Source organism: Paenibacillus sp. AN1007 (genome assembly GCF_040702995.1).
Taxonomy (GTDB): domain Bacteria; phylum Bacillota; class Bacilli; order Paenibacillales; family Paenibacillaceae; genus Paenibacillus.
Window position 1 is genome coordinate 4,754,254 of record NZ_CP159992.1, and the last position, 17,135, is coordinate 4,771,388.

15 protein-coding genes are annotated in these 17,135 nt (G+C 44.7%); 3 read left to right on the plus strand and 12 right to left on the minus strand.

The window, feature by feature from the left end:
• Positions 1 to 142 precede the first annotated feature (142 nt).
• Positions 143 to 2,479, minus strand: a complete 2,337-nt coding sequence (locus tag ABXS70_RS21450) for a beta-L-arabinofuranosidase domain-containing protein (RefSeq protein ID WP_366290739.1) — start codon at positions 2,477 to 2,479, stop codon at positions 143 to 145.
• A 205-nt stretch (positions 2,480 to 2,684) separates the two neighbouring features.
• Between ABXS70_RS21450 and ABXS70_RS21455 the strand changes: the two genes are divergently transcribed.
• Entirely contained in the window at positions 2,685 to 3,452 is a 768-nt protein-coding gene (locus ABXS70_RS21455) for an AraC family transcriptional regulator (protein ID WP_342554361.1), read from the plus strand.
• A gap of 145 nt (positions 3,453 to 3,597) precedes the next feature.
• Positions 3,598 to 4,110, plus strand: coding sequence for a GNAT family N-acetyltransferase (locus ABXS70_RS21460; protein WP_366290742.1), 513 nt, complete (start codon positions 3,598 to 3,600; stop codon positions 4,108 to 4,110).
• Positions 4,111 to 4,327: 217 nt separating this feature from the next.
• Here the strand turns inward: ABXS70_RS21460 and ABXS70_RS21465 are convergent, their stop codons facing one another.
• Positions 4,328 to 5,371: a 2,3-butanediol dehydrogenase gene (locus ABXS70_RS21465; RefSeq protein ID WP_342554359.1), complete on the minus strand. Its 1,044-nt coding sequence runs from the start codon at positions 5,369 to 5,371 to the stop codon at positions 4,328 to 4,330.
• Between the two features lie 351 nt (positions 5,372 to 5,722).
• Between ABXS70_RS21465 and ABXS70_RS21470 the strand changes: the two genes are divergently transcribed.
• Positions 5,723 to 6,628, plus strand: a complete 906-nt coding sequence (locus ABXS70_RS21470; protein WP_366290745.1) for a LysR family transcriptional regulator — start codon at positions 5,723 to 5,725, stop codon at positions 6,626 to 6,628.
• 237 nt (positions 6,629 to 6,865) lie between these two features.
• Here ABXS70_RS21470 and ABXS70_RS21475 read toward each other — a convergent pair whose 3' ends face one another.
• The 10 genes from ABXS70_RS21475 to ABXS70_RS21520 all read right to left on the minus strand — a co-directional run bounded on the left by ABXS70_RS21475 (position 6,866) and on the right by ABXS70_RS21520 (position 17,121).
• Positions 6,866 to 8,620 carry a methyl-accepting chemotaxis protein gene (locus tag ABXS70_RS21475; RefSeq protein ID WP_342554357.1) on the minus strand — a complete coding sequence of 585 codons (1,755 nt, stop codon included), beginning with the start codon at positions 8,618 to 8,620 and terminating at the stop codon, positions 6,866 to 6,868.
• Positions 8,621 to 8,924: 304 nt separating this feature from the next.
• Positions 8,925 to 9,425: a hypothetical protein gene (locus ABXS70_RS21480; RefSeq protein ID WP_342554356.1), complete on the minus strand. Its 501-nt coding sequence runs from the start codon at positions 9,423 to 9,425 to the stop codon at positions 8,925 to 8,927.
• A gap of 15 nt (positions 9,426 to 9,440) precedes the next feature.
• The gene (locus ABXS70_RS21485; protein ID WP_342554355.1) at positions 9,441 to 9,755 is read right to left on the minus strand and encodes a hypothetical protein; all 315 of its coding nucleotides are present in this window, start codon (positions 9,753 to 9,755) and stop codon (positions 9,441 to 9,443) included.
• A gap of 221 nt (positions 9,756 to 9,976) precedes the next feature.
• Entirely contained in the window at positions 9,977 to 10,246 is a 270-nt protein-coding gene (locus tag ABXS70_RS21490; RefSeq protein ID WP_342554354.1) for a hypothetical protein, read from the minus strand.
• 15 nt (positions 10,247 to 10,261) lie between these two features.
• Positions 10,262 to 11,434, minus strand: coding sequence for a hypothetical protein (locus tag ABXS70_RS21495; protein ID WP_366290749.1), 1,173 nt, complete (start codon positions 11,432 to 11,434; stop codon positions 10,262 to 10,264).
• A gap of 91 nt (positions 11,435 to 11,525) precedes the next feature.
• Positions 11,526 to 12,245, minus strand: a complete 720-nt coding sequence (locus ABXS70_RS21500; RefSeq protein WP_342554352.1) for a YiiX/YebB-like N1pC/P60 family cysteine hydrolase — start codon at positions 12,243 to 12,245, stop codon at positions 11,526 to 11,528.
• Positions 12,246 to 12,600: 355 nt separating this feature from the next.
• Entirely contained in the window at positions 12,601 to 13,965 is a 1,365-nt protein-coding gene (locus ABXS70_RS21505) for an amino acid permease (protein ID WP_342554351.1), read from the minus strand.
• 134 nt (positions 13,966 to 14,099) lie between these two features.
• The gene (locus tag ABXS70_RS21510) at positions 14,100 to 14,381 is read right to left on the minus strand and encodes a hypothetical protein (protein ID WP_366290752.1); all 282 of its coding nucleotides are present in this window, start codon (positions 14,379 to 14,381) and stop codon (positions 14,100 to 14,102) included.
• Positions 14,382 to 14,545: 164 nt separating this feature from the next.
• Positions 14,546 to 15,004 carry a GNAT family N-acetyltransferase gene (locus tag ABXS70_RS21515; protein WP_366290755.1) on the minus strand — a complete coding sequence of 153 codons (459 nt, stop codon included), beginning with the start codon at positions 15,002 to 15,004 and terminating at the stop codon, positions 14,546 to 14,548.
• Between the two features lie 653 nt (positions 15,005 to 15,657).
• Positions 15,658 to 17,121, minus strand: a complete 1,464-nt coding sequence (locus tag ABXS70_RS21520) for a DUF1963 domain-containing protein (RefSeq protein ID WP_366290758.1) — start codon at positions 17,119 to 17,121, stop codon at positions 15,658 to 15,660.
• Between the last annotated feature and the right edge of the window lie 14 nt (positions 17,122 to 17,135).

Here is a 17,135-nt window from a genome sequence, read left to right on the forward strand (position 1 = left end):
ATAAGCTCTGTACGAATCGTTAGAATTTCAAGCAGCGTATTGAAACCAATCCAAGCCTTTCAACATCATTCCATTCACATCAACTCGTAACATGACCCGAACTTTAGCTAACTAAAACTCCTCAGGCTTATACTACTCCTCTTTACACCTGACTACCGAAGACATCCAGAAACTCCGGCCTGCTGCGTGTCGTGCGAACTTCGGTTACTTTCCCGGCGCATCCGCTGTCTCCACTGGCTTGAAAGGTCACTTTCACACTCTCTTTACCTCTGGTGATTACCTCAGGAATGTCATAGACAGCATAAAATACCTCGCCAATTTTATTCATATGAATGCGCTGCTCTCCGATAACAGTATCTTCCACCAAAATGCTGAACTGCCTTTCATACCGAACTCCTTCTCGCTCAAAATGCAGGTAATCCCCGCCCCAATAGGCTGCGCACAAATAATTCGAGGCACCCGGGTCCACAGCCAAACGATAGCTGAACGCTGCTTCTTTCACACCGTACGCCTCCCGCCACATATAGAGCCTGCTGCGGCCATCTGTACCAGAACCGTTGTACTTCTCTCCACGGCAGCTGCTTTCCAACTGATGCCCGATTTCATCCTGCTGACCATCTGGCTGCACGCTGTCGATTGTGATGTCATTCAGTGCCTTCTCCAACACATCGCCCTCATCATTTAACGACCAATACACCGTATAGAACTCATGGTGCACGTCATAGAACGGGATCAGCTTCACAGCTTCCCCGGTGGACGTGACTTCCTCGCTAAGTTCAAATGTAAGTGTCTCTTTATCAACAACCCTGATCCACTCGTTCACATCCTCTTCCTCCGTGCGAATGACGGGGACAGGAGCTGTCTTCGGATTCAGCGCGGTTTCGTCAATAATGGTATCTTCGGGAAGCCCTTCGCTTCCGAGCGCACCAGCAAGCACAATCGGGCCGTAAAGAAAAGCTGCCTTGTGAGCATCATCACGGGCTGTATATTTACGCAGTGCCATCGGCAGCGTAATCGTAATGACATCGCCCGCTGTCCAAGTGCGGTCGATGGACAGGTAACCGGGTTCCAGCTGTGTATACGACTGGCCCGAATTCCCGTTAACTACTGCTGTCATCGGCTCCTGGAGCCAGGACGGCACACGTAATTTGAGACAAGCCGAAGTGCTGCCTTCGGTGATCGTCAGGGTCCCTTTTTCCGAATAAGGGAAGTCGGTTTCCAGTTTCAATGTCAGCCCCTGCGAAACCCAATCCAGCTCCGAGGCGATGAACAGGTTAACATACAGATCATGTCCATCCTCATAGTAGATCGCCTCGGCATATTTGCCGGGGTTCTCCATGCCTGATCCGGTGCAGCACCACCAAGCGGTATCACGTGTGCCGTAAATTTTGTAATGACCCTGCAGGGTGGAGGCAAAGTACGTTTTATTGCCCGTATCCGGGTCCTGTGTGCCGAGAATATGGTTATAGACAGCGTTCTCATAATAGTCCATATAACCACTGTCCGGATTCCAGGCAAACAGCTGCTTCGTCAGATGCATCATGTTGTGGGTACAGCAGCTCTCTCCGGTTTTGATGCCAAGACTTTCCATACCCTTTGCCTCGTAATGCTCGGATATGCTCGTCGCGCCAAACACATATGAACGATGCTTCACCGTCGTATCCCAGAAAAATTGCGCTGCTGTCCGATACTTCGTCTGTACCGGGTCTTGATTATAGATTTCGGCTGCGCCGATGACTTTGGGAATCTGGGTGTTGGCATGCCTTCCCTGCAGTTCATCCCTCTCCTGCTCCAACGGCTCCAGAATGAGTTCATGTGTGAACTGCCCGGCTGCTTTCAGATATACTGCGTTTCCTGTAATTCCGTACAGCTGGGCAAACACTTCGTTCATCCCGCCATGCTCACACAGCAGCATCGTCTGAATCTGCTCCTCGGTCATGAAGTTCAGTCCCTCCACTGCCCAATCCGCAAAACGTATAACCACGCCCAGTGCCTGCTCATTGCCCGTCATTTGATAAGCGTCAATCAGACCGCGATAGATTTTATGCACGCTGTACCACGGAACCCAATATTCACCGATGTTGAATCCGCCGATATGTTCCGCACGAAAAGCAATACGGAAAGCCTCCTCAGGCAAACCTCCGATATATCCGCTGCCCGTCGTCTGTTGAATTGCCGCCAGTTCACTCACAGCATAATCAAGCGTTTGCTTTAATGCGGAATTGCCCGTCGCCTGATATGTTACCGCGAGAGCCGACATGTAATGTCCTAGGGAATGTCCGCTAATCGAGCGCGCCTCCCAGCCTGCATAACGTTCCTTGCGAGGTGTTAACCCGTGAGCTTCATAACACGGCGCCAGAAAACGGTCAATTTCCAGAGATACCAAGTAGCGTTCTCCGGTATGCTGCGACGTTTGAAATGGGCCTTCCAGCAAATCAACGTGTGCGGGACCCAGAAATCCTTTTCTTGTATCGATCATGCCGCTCGCTCCTTTGACATATGTAATAACTTCAAATGATTTTTTCGGTAGGACTGGATGCAGCAGAAAAGGATAAAATCCGTGCTGTACTCCGGCCAGAACTTATCTCTACCATCTAGCTTTTCCCTTGAATGTCCTCATATTATCAAATAAACTACAGTTACAGCAGACTCAGAATCCAAGAAAAGGTGGATAAATCCGTTCTATGTCAAAACTAGTGGAGCACTATTTATGCGGAAAATTTATATCAGAGGGTAACTGGAGTCACATGCGGCGCAGCATGCCGGTTCACGAGATGATTTTGATGCTGGAGGGTGAGATGTATATTGCCGAGGATCAGGAACAATACGTTGTTCGTGCCCATGATCTGCTGTTTCTACAGGCCGGGCGGACTCACTATGGTTACCAAATAAGCGATGCACCTGTCAGCTTTTATTGGGTACATTACGGGTCGGCGCAGGGCACATTTTGCAATTTTCCAACGCATGCATCCATTCAGGTTCCTTCCATGGCCAATCAGCTGTTTAAGCAGCTGCTGCATGTGTCCTCCTTCTCGTCCGATGAGGCAGATGCTGCTGCATTACTGCTCTTCAAGGAACTGGAACGCAATCTGCGAACGGACTACCGTCCTCATAATGCTGTCGTGGATCACATCTGTAAATGGGTCGATATCCATCTGCATACCCACATTACAGTGAGCGAGATCGCGGAGAATTTTAATTTTAACAAGGACTATATTTCCAAAATGGTAAAGCGGGAAAAAGGGATCGGGCTCAAAACGTATATCCTCAACGAACGCATGCGCCGTGCCAAACGACTGCTGCTGAATACCAACGCCAGTGTGAAGGAGATTTCAGCCCAATGCGGCTTTAGTGACTACAAGCTGTTTCTGCGCACATTCAAGCAGCACGAGGGAAGCACGCCAACCGAATATCGTAATCATCTATACAGTACTCAGCTTAATCGTTTATGAGAATGGACATGATAGCCTTAGTCAAAGATATAGAAATGTTGAAATCCCTTATAAAATATTCCGATACATTGGCTCCAATTGCCCGTGATATAATGCAAAGAAACATCATATCCCACTTCACGCATAAGAGAAGGAGAATTAAAATATGACCACGGCCGCCATTACGATTCATCCCGCTGACCCAGCTGACTATGCCGAGATTGTTGACATTCTGGTTGCCAGTTACGCTGAGTATCAGACATCGTTCGAACAATCTGATCGCTGGGAAGCCTATCTGAAAGATATCCGGGATTCCTTGGATAATCCGCACTTAACCGAATTATGGATCGCCAAGATTGAAGATCGGATTGTCGGCACTGTTCAGTTGTTCGAAACTGCACATCATGCTTACCCGAACTTTGAGCTGCCAATTGTTTATCCATTTATCCGCCTGCTGGGTGTTGATCCCGAATGGAGAGGACACGGCATTGCGCGTGAGCTGCTTCAGCGTTGTGTACAATCTGCGAAAGAGATGGGGAAAAACACAGTATATCTGTACACCGGCGGTCAGATGCTGAATGCCATTCGGCTGTATGAACGATTCGGGTTTATCGAAGACCCCGAGTTCAGTTCCGTGAATGGCGGAGGCAATGCCATCTGTTATCGGTATGATTTCTGACAAACGGCCGGGATCGGAAGCTGCTGCTTGTTATCCACAGGATACAGCTCTTTCGGGCTGGGCCTGGCATCCCAAGATTTGACGTATGAATCAAGAATAAGGGCTGTCCCGATGCCATCTTATAGATGACATGATGGGAACAGCCCTTCTACATTTTACGTTTACCGTTTACCGTTATAACTTGTTGGCATCAGTTGTTAACATCCGAAAACTGATCCTAGCCGCCAATTTCAATCAAAATTTTCGCATGACTCTTATCGCTCATCAGCAGTTCCAAGCCATCCTGTACAACATCCTGCAGTTTGATTTTTTTCGTAATAACCTGCTTCACATCCAGTGCTCCTTCAGCAATCAGAGCGATCACTTCAGGGAAAATGTGTCGGTAAGCCAACGTAGCCGTCAGATTGGCCTCTTTCACCAGCATGTCGAAGAAATTCACCTGCAGCGGATTTGGAATTGCCGCGATTACTACGACTTCCCCGCCCTTTTTGATTACTGAAACAGCACTATCCATCGTTGGCTGCACACCAGCTGCTTCATACGCCACATCAATCCCGCCAGATTGCTCCGTAATGACCTGAGTTGCATCCACCTTGCTGCTGTTCACCGGGATTGCGCCAAGTTTAGCCGCCAGTTCCAGACGATCCTCGAATACATCGACAGCATACACCTCAGATGCTCCGGCTGCTTTGGCTGACAGGATTGTTAACAGGCCGATTGGACCTGCTCCGTATACAGCGACCTTGTTCCCCACCTGCAGCTTACTGTGACGTACAGCATGAAAAGCAACCGCAGTCGGTTCAACGAGTGCCCCTTCTTCAAAGGAAACATTGTCTGGTATTGGGTGTACCATGTAAGATTCAACTACTACGTATTCAGCAAAACCACCATCACCGTTTAACCCTACAAAACCAAACTGTGTACACTGATTATATCTGCCTTGGATACAGTACTCGCAGGTTCCGCAGTGGTAAAGCGGTTCTACCACGACTCGATCACCGATGTTGATACCGCTTACACCATTACCTATACCACTAACCGTACCTGCAAATTCATGCCCCAGCGTCAATGGTGCTTTTTGACCCGAAAGTGGGTGATTTTCTCCCTCTTGAATACCTACGCCATGGTGATAAGCGTGCAGGTCACTGCCGCAGATTCCGGCGTACTCAACTTTGATCTGAACCTGTCCTGACTGAGCAACCGGCACTTCGCGATCTTCCACACGTACGTCTTTGTGTCCATACCATACTGCTGCCTTCATTCTGTCATCCCCTTTTTAAATTAGTCGAACTAAGATGTTCACACTGAGCACTCCGATGACAAAATAACCTTTCACGGTTGCGCTCCGATTTTTTTTGCTTCCATTCTGCAAAGGTAAAAATCAGATGATAAATGCGGAGCGTATGCTTCCGATGCCAGCCTGCTCTCAGAAAGCTTGCAGCTTCGATCTTTCAGGTTTTCTGTCCTCTTCGTTACTGTGTAAATAAAAGTTCAACTAATAATGAACTAGTATCCTGCTTGTCTATATATTATATCGCTATTCGTTCATTATTCATATTTATAGATATTTATGTTAACATTACTTTTACTAATGTTGAACGGGGATGAACCCATGAATCTGGAACAGCTCGAATACGTTGTTGAAATCGCAAAAACCCAATCTTTCTCCGCTGCATCAGAGCAGCTTCACGTCACTCAATCTGCTATTAGCCAATCCGTTCACCGTTTGGAAAAAGAGCTGGGCCTGATTCTATTCGTGCGTTCCAGACAGGGCACCCATCCCACACCGGAAGGCAGACAATTTATCGCCAAAGCGCTGGACATCCTGCAGCGAATCGATGAATTGAAAGCTTTGAATGAAGCCGCCTCTACGCTGACAGGTGATCTGCATGTTGCTACTTTTCCAAGTGTCATGCATTATCTGGTGCAGTCAGCTGCCGACATGAAGCGGGACCATCCGCAGCTGAGACTGTCCATTGAAGAGAAAGGTTCCATGGAAGTCATTGAAGACATTCGTATGAACAAGACACATCTGGGCTTTATCGCCATTTACGCGAAACAACTGCGCGAATTGGATGGACTGCATTTTACACCAATGTATTCAAGCAAGCTTGTTGTATGCACCCATCAGCTGTCCGAACTGGCCAAACACACACGTGTCACCCCTGAGCAGCTAAAAGAACATAAACTCGCGTTATATCGGGACGGTTTTATTGAGGATTTCCTGCAAGAGTTCACCTATGAATATGGGCATCTGTCCATCTTATTCAAGACCAATAATTCGGAAGCCATCAGCACGGTGTTGAAAAATAACATCGCCGCAACCATCGGGCATGACTTCTCCTTTCACCAGCACCCGCTTTGGAAAGAAGGATTGATTAAGATGGTCGAGATTACCGAGATCCAGCAGCCCAAAATGCAGATCGGCTTCGTGCAGACAGAATCCAGAGAGGCTGCGGCTGCGGCAGAACAATTTGCCCGACGCTTCAAACAAGCGATTGAACTGGGCCATCTGTGATCTGTTATCCCGTGATCTGATATCTTCGCCGCAAGGTGCTATCTGCTCTCATCAAAAAGTGCTCCTCCACTTGGGCGGAGCACTTTTGCTTATTAACTCTGATGTTATATCTTTTTGTCTTTATATATCTACCGTTGATCTCGTTACATTTCCTGTATCATGTTTCTTTTCAAATCTTTCTATCTGCTTGTCTTCTATTCGTAGTCATTAAGGGGTTTACTTTTCCTATAACTAAATTTATACCTTCACTTTTTCTACGGCTTCGCTCATCTCATTCGTCTGCTGTTCCAGCATCGTAGATGTTTCCGCGACCTTACGGAACATCACGGATTGATCCTGCATCAGACGGTAAATCTCATCCGAATGATCGGACACGCCTGCAGAAATCTGTGAAATGGTGTTGACGGAAGCTGCCGCTTCTTCCGAGCCCGCTGTAATTTCCTCAGCCGCAGCAGAAACCTCTTGAATACGCTGGGTTACCAGTTGAAATGCATCTACAACCTGTGAGAACGTCAGCTCTGCCTCGGCTGTATATATTACGCCTTGACCGATCTCCTGAGCGGTATCAACCATACGGGTACCAATCTGCTGTGATTCCTGTTCAATGCGAAGCAGCAGATCCGAGATTCGTTCCATCGATGAACTGGAAGCTTCGGCAAGTTTTCTCACTTCTTCCGCAACCACGGCAAATCCTCTGCCATGCTCACCCGCATGGGCCGCCTCGATCGAAGCATTAAGTGCCAGCAGTTTGGTCTGACTTGCAAAGTCACGCACCGTATGCAGTGCACCGCTGATTTCAGCAGAATAGTTGTTCAGCACCTGCACCATCGTGGTAACCTCCCCAGATACCTCAGAGATGTTTTCCATTTGTTTCTTCATCACGGTCATGCGCTGCTGCCCCGATTCCGCCGCAGTAAGAGCTGCTGCTGCCGCATCTGACACTACATTGGAGGATTCAGATATATCATTGATGCCTTTTGCAATCTCTTCCATCGCATGGGCGCTGTCACTGGCACTTTGCTTCTGGGTATGCGCACCTTGTCTAATCTCCTCCACAGCACGATCCACAGTTCGGCTCATAGCAAGCATCTCATCCGTGCTTCGATTAAACGCCTTGGTGGATTCGGATAACAATTCGGTTGTTGAGGCCACTCCACCAACCATATCACTTACGATTTTATTCAGGTTACCAGACATATGTATCATCGCTTCATATGTTGTTCCAATCTCATCTTTACTCCGCAAACGGTATGCTGTCAAAGTACGATTAGCTTCGGCAAGCTCGCCTTGTGCCATCTTTTCTACACTTGATTTAAGTGGATGAAGCGGACGCAATCCTCTAACGATAAACCACATCACTACAGCTATACCGACAAGTGCTGCGATAAGCAGGATCACATACAGCGGAAGACTTGATTTCAATATATCAGTCTCAATACCTCCGATGACAGCTATCCCTGTATCAATTCCAATCACACCTGCCAGACCACCGCTGCTGTCCAGAATCGGTGCATAGGACGAAATATAGTCGCCATACTCCGGATTATTAATGATCGGCGAACTTGCTGTTTCCCCCTGCAGCAGCTTCTGAACCGCATTGGCTGGAATGTCGGTCACTTCGTTGATCGCTGAAGCTTTATCCGCATCCTTCATCCCGTCCACCATTATAAGCGGGCTTCCTTTTTCGTCAATTTTGACGAAATATACATACATGGCACCAATACGCACACGAAAATCATCCAGTTCATCCCGAATGCGGAGATACTCCTCATTCTCCTTGGGATCCTTGGCAAATCCCAGATAGGATGCTGTATCCAGCTGCTTTACATAACTTTCGGCAATCTGGATATTGTAACTCGCGATAGCCCGCTGTGCAGCAAGCTTCACATTAGCGATCTGCGTCAGCATGCTTCCCACCGCTATAATCGTAATGACCAGTGTTACCACAGCCGCAATTCGCATCACCAGGCGTTTTCTGAAAAAACCGATCATTCGCTCCCTCTTCCTCCCCACAAACCCAAGCCTTTTTGACTAGGTCATACCCAAAAAACATGCGCTTGAAGCACTAAGTTATGGGAAAATAGTATACGAATATGTCGAATTAGGCAAGAAAATATTGGATTTACATAAAAACGCTATCATTGTAGTGTTAGTTTTGGTATTGGTGGCTTTATAAGGCTTATGAAACGAAGTGTTTCAGAGAGTTTTAGGCAAAGAAAACCTCCAACATGGTAGTTGGAGGTTTTCTTTAAGATTCTATTATCTTTATCGGATTACTTTGGGGTCGTTTCTGTAATCAAACAGTAAACTCCCCTAACTGATCTATTTCAAGGGAGTTCATGTTCACAAAATTTTCATACCAGTCTTCTAAAGGGATATGTGATCCATTCACAATATCCAAAGCATTTATTCTAAGAACAAACATCCCCTTCCTTTCAAGAATTTTAATCAAAGGTTCATATACATTCAAATGCCTATATGTTTCTGGGCGTTCTTCAGCATACTTAGCAAGATGTAAATAATATTGAATAATATTCTTCACATATATATTTTCTCCTAAAAACTCAACAACTTCTGAATTGAAATAATCCGATACCTCCACTTCTTCAGTATCACCTAGTAATTTTGCTATGTCAGCAACTAAAGGTTTTATCGGTCTGATCCCCTCTTCTTTGAAAAAACAGGCCAATCTTCGCAGGAATTCACACGCCAAGTCAGCCTCCACTTTAGAAGCAATACTGCCCACCAAGCTCCAATCAATATTATTTATCCTCGCAACTGCTTGTTTAAGATACATGCTCTCACCTCATATTTAATAATCAATCCCATCATCCATATGTTTAATATAATCTGAACCAGAATCATAGCCTGGGAAGGATGCTGTTGGATTGGGATCTGTTATATTTGCCTTATCGTGTGCATTTTTCAAAGGATCCGGATCAAATCTTTTTGTGTCATTATTCCATGTAGACGGATCTCTTAAGGGCATACCGCCATCCATATATTGCTTTTCTTTAAGCTCATGATTGGCTAGTTTTTTGAACCATTCTATTTCCTTTTCAGTTAGTGCGGTCTTTTGAGCCTTCTGCCATGCGTGTGCAATATCAGCGTCTGCCTGAAAGTACAACTCCTATCATCCCGATAACCGGCTTTCCATCTTCCGAAATCGAATCAAAGACCAGATCGTCAGCAGTGCAAGTACGCCGAGGCAGAAGCTGATGCTGAATCGATTCCCTTCTCAAACACAAACATCAGAGCAATGGCACCTTAAGCAGCTAACACCGATTTATTTATGTACAGACTTAAAACAGCCATATCTCAGGCTGTCTTCTTTGTAGTATTTATATTTTATTTTTTTAGAAAACCTAGAAACTTGTAAACAATTAATGTAATGATACTGTAACCTATTCCATATATTATCCATGCTCCAATATTGGCTTTGAATGTAGCTGCATTGACAGCTATAAATAACAAGGGTAACAAAAAAGAAATACACATGCCTAGGACAAGGTTTAATTTACCAAAATGCGCCATCGTCCCTATAAGAATCACAATAATAGGACAGATTATAAAAACAGGTATCATTGGATTAAGCCCACTATAAAACCAATAAATCACGTGCACACCTCCTATTCAATTCAAACTAAAAAATTTTATTATTTCTTTGTCGGACCGATAATTCAATGTTATTTTGACTTCTTCATCTCCTGTTTCCAGATTGTACGCCCTTATTTCTCTGTTCCTTTTGGATGGAACTTCCTTAACAAAATCATACAATATATATATTTGGTTTCCAATGATTTTTATGCCTGATATATTGCCTCTGTCTGATTCCCTCTTTTTCACAAAATTTTTATCTTGATCTAAATGAACTGTTTTGCTCTTGTCACTTAATCCATTATATTCAATAAAACTAGAGTCACTTGAGATTATATATAGCTTATCTTCATGCACTTGTGTGTCATAAACCTCAAAATCTTGGTTTGAAATGGATAATTCCTGCTCAAGTTTTCCACTATCAGGATTAATAATCTGCATAATAGGTCGATGTTGAGTATCTTTTGTGTTTCCGTCCAAGATAAGTATTAATTTATTTTGATATACTTGTAGGGGAGATCCATTGTTCAGCCCAGTCGGAAAGTAGCCTTCGAACTGCTTAAGGTGGTTGTCTATAGGTATTGTTTTAATTGCTTTATTTTCCAATAAATCTATTACATATATTCCTAGTTTATTATTATTCCCATTAAAAGATAAAACATATGCCTTGTTATTTTGTTCAACAACCGATTGAATATATCCTGACAATTCTATGTTCCTACTTTTAGAACCATCAAAATATACCAGCTCACTCATATATTCATTGGGTGAATACTCGGGATTAATTCCAACATTCATGGAATAAAACATATACTTCTCGCTACTACGTGAAAAAGCTGATCCTATATTTCGATCCTTTTCATATTTTTCAGGCCCAAAAAGCAGGTTAACTTCTCCATCCTCATTCAAAATATAATGACGATTTTTACGTTCTGACATTAAATAATAATTATCCTTGAATTCTGAAAAGTAATATATGGCTTGACCCTCTTTGAATCTTTGTTCGTTTAGTATATTTCCACGATTATCATACTTCACCACTTCGAATCCTTCGTCCATCGCATTGGAGTATACAACTGCAAATTCGATGCCCGTATTAGTATTTGTCGATGTTATTTTTTGAAAGGGTGTGTACAACAGTATGGAAATAGCTATCGCAAACAGACTAATGATTGTAGTTAGAATTAATTTTTTGTTTTTTATGTTCACTTCTCCATCGTTCCCTCCCTTTATAAAAGAAAATCAGGAGTGAAGAAAAAGCCCCTTCTTCCTCACTCTGATTTCCCGAAATATCAATTATTTAGTTGCTGTAGTAGATCAATGTATTGCCTGATTTAGCTATTTCCATAGGAGTTACAATAGGATCAATCGTTATATAATCCACATCTATCCCTTGTGTTTTCCATGCTTTCCATACCAATTGAGAACAATAAAATTTATCCTCAGTCCACGGGTTAACAAAGTTCCAGTTATACGGCTTTCCAATTTGTTGTGCAGCGTAATTTGCTGCTTTATTATACTGACTTGCAGTTGCTCCTTTAACGTTCATTGCATACACATTGGAACGATTCCCCCAATCGTTTACATGATACTGCACTCCATCATCAGGGAAAGATTCAACGGTTCGAGTATTAGCTATTGCAACAATAGCAGCATGTCCTGGATAACCAAAATCTATGCCCCAAGAACTAGCGTTATACGCGACTAAAATGTCACCGTATGTACCTAATACAGAGGATGCCAAAGATTTTTCCTTATTTGGAATGTTCGAGAGTAACTTCTGATCATTCAGAGCTTTCCTCTCTAAACCACCCTCACTTAAAAATTTGAGATCTTCAGCATTTTTCCGTTGTAATGTCTGAATGTCCTTATCCGTCATTCCTGCTTCCTTCATTTTCTGATAGACATTCATATCAGTTTTAATAGAAACTTCTTGACTTGCGCTCACATGGCTTGAAGGAAAAATAAGAACACTCAGTGCCAGACTCATAGAAAGAGCTAAACTAACGATCTTTTTCATTTTTAATTCCTCCCAAATTGTAATTAAAAAAAGAAAAAACGACCTTGATTACATCTTTTAAATGAATTGAAAATAATAACTTTAAACACTAATCACCTCATTAATGGATATATTTGGTCTTTCAATCCTATATTATCCTTTTTTTCTTCATAGGGTCAAGCGTTTTATACAAATGAATATCGGACAACTGTTGTTTCAAGATATTATTTATGTAATAAGGCCATACCTATATCCTACTCACATCCTTGTTAATAAAAAAATCCCGGCGCAAGCACCGAGATCTTTATCCAAAATATATGATCGTTATATCTGTTTTTTAATAGGCTCTGTTTTACACTGGATTTATCCAGGTTTCCTATCGTCCCGACAACCGGCTTTCCATCTTCCGAAATCGAATCAAAGACCAGATCGTCAGCAGTGCAAGTACGCCGAGACAAATGCTTATGCTGAATCGATTCCCTTCATCAAACACAAACATCAGAGCAATGATGCTGAGTATCATAACAACCGTTCCGGTAATGTAAGGGAACCCCCATACCTTGAAGGTAGGCTGAACCGGATATTTTTTACGCAATTTGAGCTGTGACGCAGCGATGCAGATCCAGACCAGAATAACGACAAAGCCAGGAACAGCAAGCAGCACTCTAAACAGCTGATCTTGTGCAAACAGTCCTAGCATAGAACCAGCCAGCAGAACAACTGTACACACCAGCAAGGTGTTAATCGGACTGCCATTGCGATTGGTCTTGGCAAGTGCTTTTGGAGCTTCCCCGCCGACAGCCATGGAATGCATCATGCGGGATGCTCCGTAGATACCCGAGTTCGCTGCAGACAGCACCGCCGTCACCAGAATAAAGTTCATAATATGTGCAGCCCCCGGCAGGCCAGTGGACGCCAACACCTGTACAAACGGACTGCTTTCCGGTCCAATCTCGTTCCACGGAATCAGACCACAGATAATCAGAATGGGCAGCGTGAAGAACAAGATGATTCTGAGCATAAAATTGCCCACGATCTTAGGCATCACTTTCTCCGCATTTTCCGTCTCTGTCAGCGTCAAACCAATCAGCTCTGACCCACCATACGAGAACATGACTACGAGCAGTGCTGAGAAAATCGACGTCCAGCCATTCGGGAAAAACCCGCCAGCTTGTGTATAGTTCTGCAGATAAGGTGTGTTATCGCTTGGAATGAGGCCAAAGATCAGCCCCGCCCCAAGAACGATAAAGATAATGATCATCGCAATTTTGATCCCGGCCAGCCAGAACTCAAATTCCCCGAACACACCAACGCTGAGCAGATTCACCAATATTATAAATGCCGCGCACGCCAGACTGAGCATCCACAGCGGAACATCTGCAAACCAATACTGCAGGAAGCTGCCTGCAGCAATCACCTCAATGACACACACCGATAACCACAGGAAGCAGTACATCCATCCCATAATAAATGAAACTCGGCTGCCAAATGCCTCTTGTACAAAATCTTTCATGTTTCTATTCTTGTATACCGTAGCCATCTCTGCCATCGCAGCCATGACCACAAGTAACAGCAGCCCCGCGAAAATGTACGTCACAATAACACCCGGGCCTGCCAGACCGATCGTGCCCGCACTGCCTTTAAAAATACCTGTCCCAATGACACCACCCATCGCCATAAAAGTGATGTGTCTGGGTTTTAATTTTTTCTGTAATGATTCTTCCGTCTGAGTCTGAGCCAATTGAAATCCTCCTGAGGTACAAAACGTCTGTAATCCTGTCTATTTTTGAACAATATAATGTCCAGTATACCCTATCAAAGGCGAATCAGCCCACCTATTCTGTGCGGCCAATTCATCCCAAACATAGGATATGCCTATGATTTATACCCTTTAAACGTACAAAGTAATCGGTAAGCCGACCAAGTGATCAGACCATACATGATCCCATACATCAGCCACGCACCCAGATTAGCGGTAAACGTCATCCAGTCAGTGGTTATATACAGCAAAGGTAACAGAAAGGATACGCCCAAAGCGATTGTCCGGCTGCACCATGCTGCGTTATACCAGCAGACTCCTATCAGTACGGCAATTAAGGGGCACAGCACAAAAACAATGAATAATGGGTTCATTTCCTCAAACCACCAGTAGATCATCACCTTCACCCTCCATTTCATTGATGCGTCACAGCGTTCAAATCCCGAATTTTAGTTTACCACTTTTTACGCGGCATGGACTGTATCAAATGTTTCATTTTAAACGGAATAAAACCAGTCCCCATGTTATAGAGACTGGTTTCTTTACAGATTCATCCATGATTTCATCCAATTACTCTGGTCATAAATGCACTGTTCGGATCTAAAATATAATCAGCAAACGGCTCGCAATATTCGAACCCGAAATCCTCATAAAGTTTCCGTGCCGGGATAAATGAATCCATGGAGCCCGTCTCCAGACTGATTCGTTGATAACCGCGAGCGACCGCTTCGTCGATAATGTGAGCCAGAATTCCACGGGCTACTCCTTTGCGCAAGTGAGCCGAAGCCGTACGCATTGACTTCAGTTCAGCATGTTCTGCGTTTAGCTCCTTGATCGCTCCGCAGCCGAGCAGTTCCTCTCCGTCCCATGCACACCAGAATGTAATCTCTGGCTTTTTCAGTCCATCCAGATTCAAAGCATGTATACTCTCGGGCGGCGAATCCGCCGCCATACCCAATAAATGTTCCGCGATTAACGCCTTTACCTGGTTACCACTCAGATCATCCACTCTAATTTCCATCGTTCCCACTCCTGCCGACATTTTGTAAATGACACATCACTACGAATTGAATCAATGATTTCATCTTACAACGATGTCAGGTTTTGTGACAACAATAGTTTGGTTTAGTGAAAGGAGTTGGCATAGTCCAATACAGAAGGGTTTATTTTATCCTACCAAGGTTTAATTTCGCTGTTGAAGTTATCTGCCTAAGCTTTACATGCACGCTTACGATTACCGTCATCAAACGTCCGCTCTCTCTGCTGCTATCCGCAAAGAACAAGCCTTTAGAAGTATTCAACACCATGTTATATGAAAGTTCTCGTGCTCTACTTTAACTCACAGTGTATCTTGGCAACCAACTGGATATGCATCGGCTTGGTATTCGCGCTCGCCCCCGCTTCACTTCACTTTACTCCACTGCAGATTTCTACGACTATCAATGAAAACTATCACCACCGCTAACGATCCGTAGGGAGCTTATTTGGGCAAAATACGGCCTAAAAAAACCTAACGATCCTCAGATCAGGTGTTTTCAAGCGAAAAGAACCCTTTGACAACGAAATAACGTCCCTACGGATCGTTAGAATTCTAAAACAGTCTGAATCGCTCAAATAAGGATTCCTGTGATCGTTAGAGTGGAAAACGGCCAGAAACAGCTTACGCCTTAAACCTCAAGACTGCTGATACGATACTGCCGTCATCTGGCATGGCTCACAAGCGAACATGTAATATACACCTTCACCATGCTCCTGAATTAATTCGCCATCCAACTGACCGAGCGCCTTCATCGTAGTAGAGCAGGCAGGACATTCTGGATAGTCTGCATCCTGCACCCATCCGGGGTGCCCGCCAACCTGAGACAGCGAAGGTTCCATGGCCCATTCACTGCCATGAAAAGGTCGGCGTGGTTCAGGCGCAATGCAGAATGAACGGCGCTGTACCTGCTTCTGCTTCTGCTTTTGCTCCTGCACCGACTCCTGTTCCTTTCCCTGCTGCCATCCCTGTTCCTGCTCTCCTTCTTCTATCCCGATCTGTGCCAGTGACTCTCCTTCTTCTGCTCCTGCGTAATCCAATGTACGAGACACTAATCCCGAAATATCCAACTTCATCTCTTCTATATCTAACTCATCGAATCCATCAGGCTTCACATTATGCTTGCTCCAGACTGGATTGCCTGTGGAATCCATCTCCATGTAGACCACGCCATAACAGCTGCATATCAGACAGGTCTGCACATCAAGTTGTGGAGAATTCCAGTGGACGGACTGAAGCGATGGATGCTTCACATGTAAATTCATTAAGCTGACGATTGGATTGCTGCACCACGGGCAATGATAGAAACTTGGTGCGAGCAAAGAAACTAGATCACCAGCAAGGTTGTCGCTCTCACTTCTCGCTGCATTACTCTCCCCTGCTTCATACAATGAATAACTCGGGGTCATAAATAACTCTCTTCGCTGCCCTTCTTCGGTTAACTCCCAACCCGCCTGCAGCGCGTAAGCATCAGGGGCGGCATACAGCTTGTCAGTCCACTCTGGTGGAGACTGCTTCCACTGCCAGAACTGCTGCACAACAACATCGTCGCCAATGAAGGCCAGCATGATCAAGATAAGGTTGCGATTTCCCTCATCGGTGTTCACCTGCTGCAGCAGATGATCTCGCGTCTCACCAGAGGCGCTTTTGAACAAAACAGCCGGATAAACGATGTCCCGATCCAGAAGCTCCGGAATCTCCGCAGTCAGGGGCAGATCATGGTAACACACGAGATATACCAAAATATCTTTGCCGGTATCCTCATCATCTGATCGGATCAGCTCCATCGCATATTGTTTCATCTCCTGCTGCTGCTCTGCTGAAAGAGATAGATATACCTGTTCCATGGAATATTTATACGGTACATATCGAACAAGTTCATCATATGTGCGAGATTCATGCATGATTTTCAAAATCTGTACCTCATCCGTAATCCCTTCATACAGATTCACATCCCGCCGATTTGCCTCAATGTACCGCTGGTGGGCTTCACGCTCCATTTCCTGCTTGCAGGGCATGCAGTACCCGCCCGTTTTGGCAGCGGTCGCTGGTAAAATCTTATGATCGCACCCTTCGCTTATACATGGGATACGTTCTGACATGCTTCAGCCTCCTC

Excerpts from the sequence above, each read along its gene's own strand:
- ABXS70_RS21470 (WP_366290745.1), top strand. The coding sequence starts at position 5,723 with ATGAATCTGGAACAGCTCGAATACGTTGTTGAAATCGCAAAAACCCAA.
- ABXS70_RS21500 (WP_342554352.1), bottom strand. The coding sequence starts at position 12,245 with ATGAAAAAGATCGTTAGTTTAGCTCTTTCTATGAGTCTGGCACTGAGT.
- ABXS70_RS21480 (WP_342554356.1), bottom strand. The coding sequence starts at position 9,425 with ATGTATCTTAAACAAGCAGTTGCGAGGATAAATAATATTGATTGGAGC.
- ABXS70_RS21450 (WP_366290739.1), bottom strand. The coding sequence starts at position 2,479 with ATGATCGATACAAGAAAAGGATTTCTGGGTCCCGCACACGTTGATTTG.
- ABXS70_RS21455 (WP_342554361.1), top strand. The coding sequence starts at position 2,685 with ATGTCAAAACTAGTGGAGCACTATTTATGCGGAAAATTTATATCAGAG.
- ABXS70_RS21460 (WP_366290742.1), top strand. The coding sequence starts at position 3,598 with ATGACCACGGCCGCCATTACGATTCATCCCGCTGACCCAGCTGACTAT.
- ABXS70_RS21465 (WP_342554359.1), bottom strand. The coding sequence starts at position 5,371 with ATGAAGGCAGCAGTATGGTATGGACACAAAGACGTACGTGTGGAAGAT.
- ABXS70_RS21475 (WP_342554357.1), bottom strand. The coding sequence starts at position 8,620 with ATGATCGGTTTTTTCAGAAAACGCCTGGTGATGCGAATTGCGGCTGTG.
- ABXS70_RS21515 (WP_366290755.1), bottom strand. The coding sequence starts at position 15,004 with ATGGAAATTAGAGTGGATGATCTGAGTGGTAACCAGGTAAAGGCGTTA.
- ABXS70_RS21520 (WP_366290758.1), bottom strand. The coding sequence starts at position 17,121 with ATGTCAGAACGTATCCCATGTATAAGCGAAGGGTGCGATCATAAGATT.
- ABXS70_RS21510 (WP_366290752.1), bottom strand. The coding sequence starts at position 14,381 with ATGATCTACTGGTGGTTTGAGGAAATGAACCCATTATTCATTGTTTTT.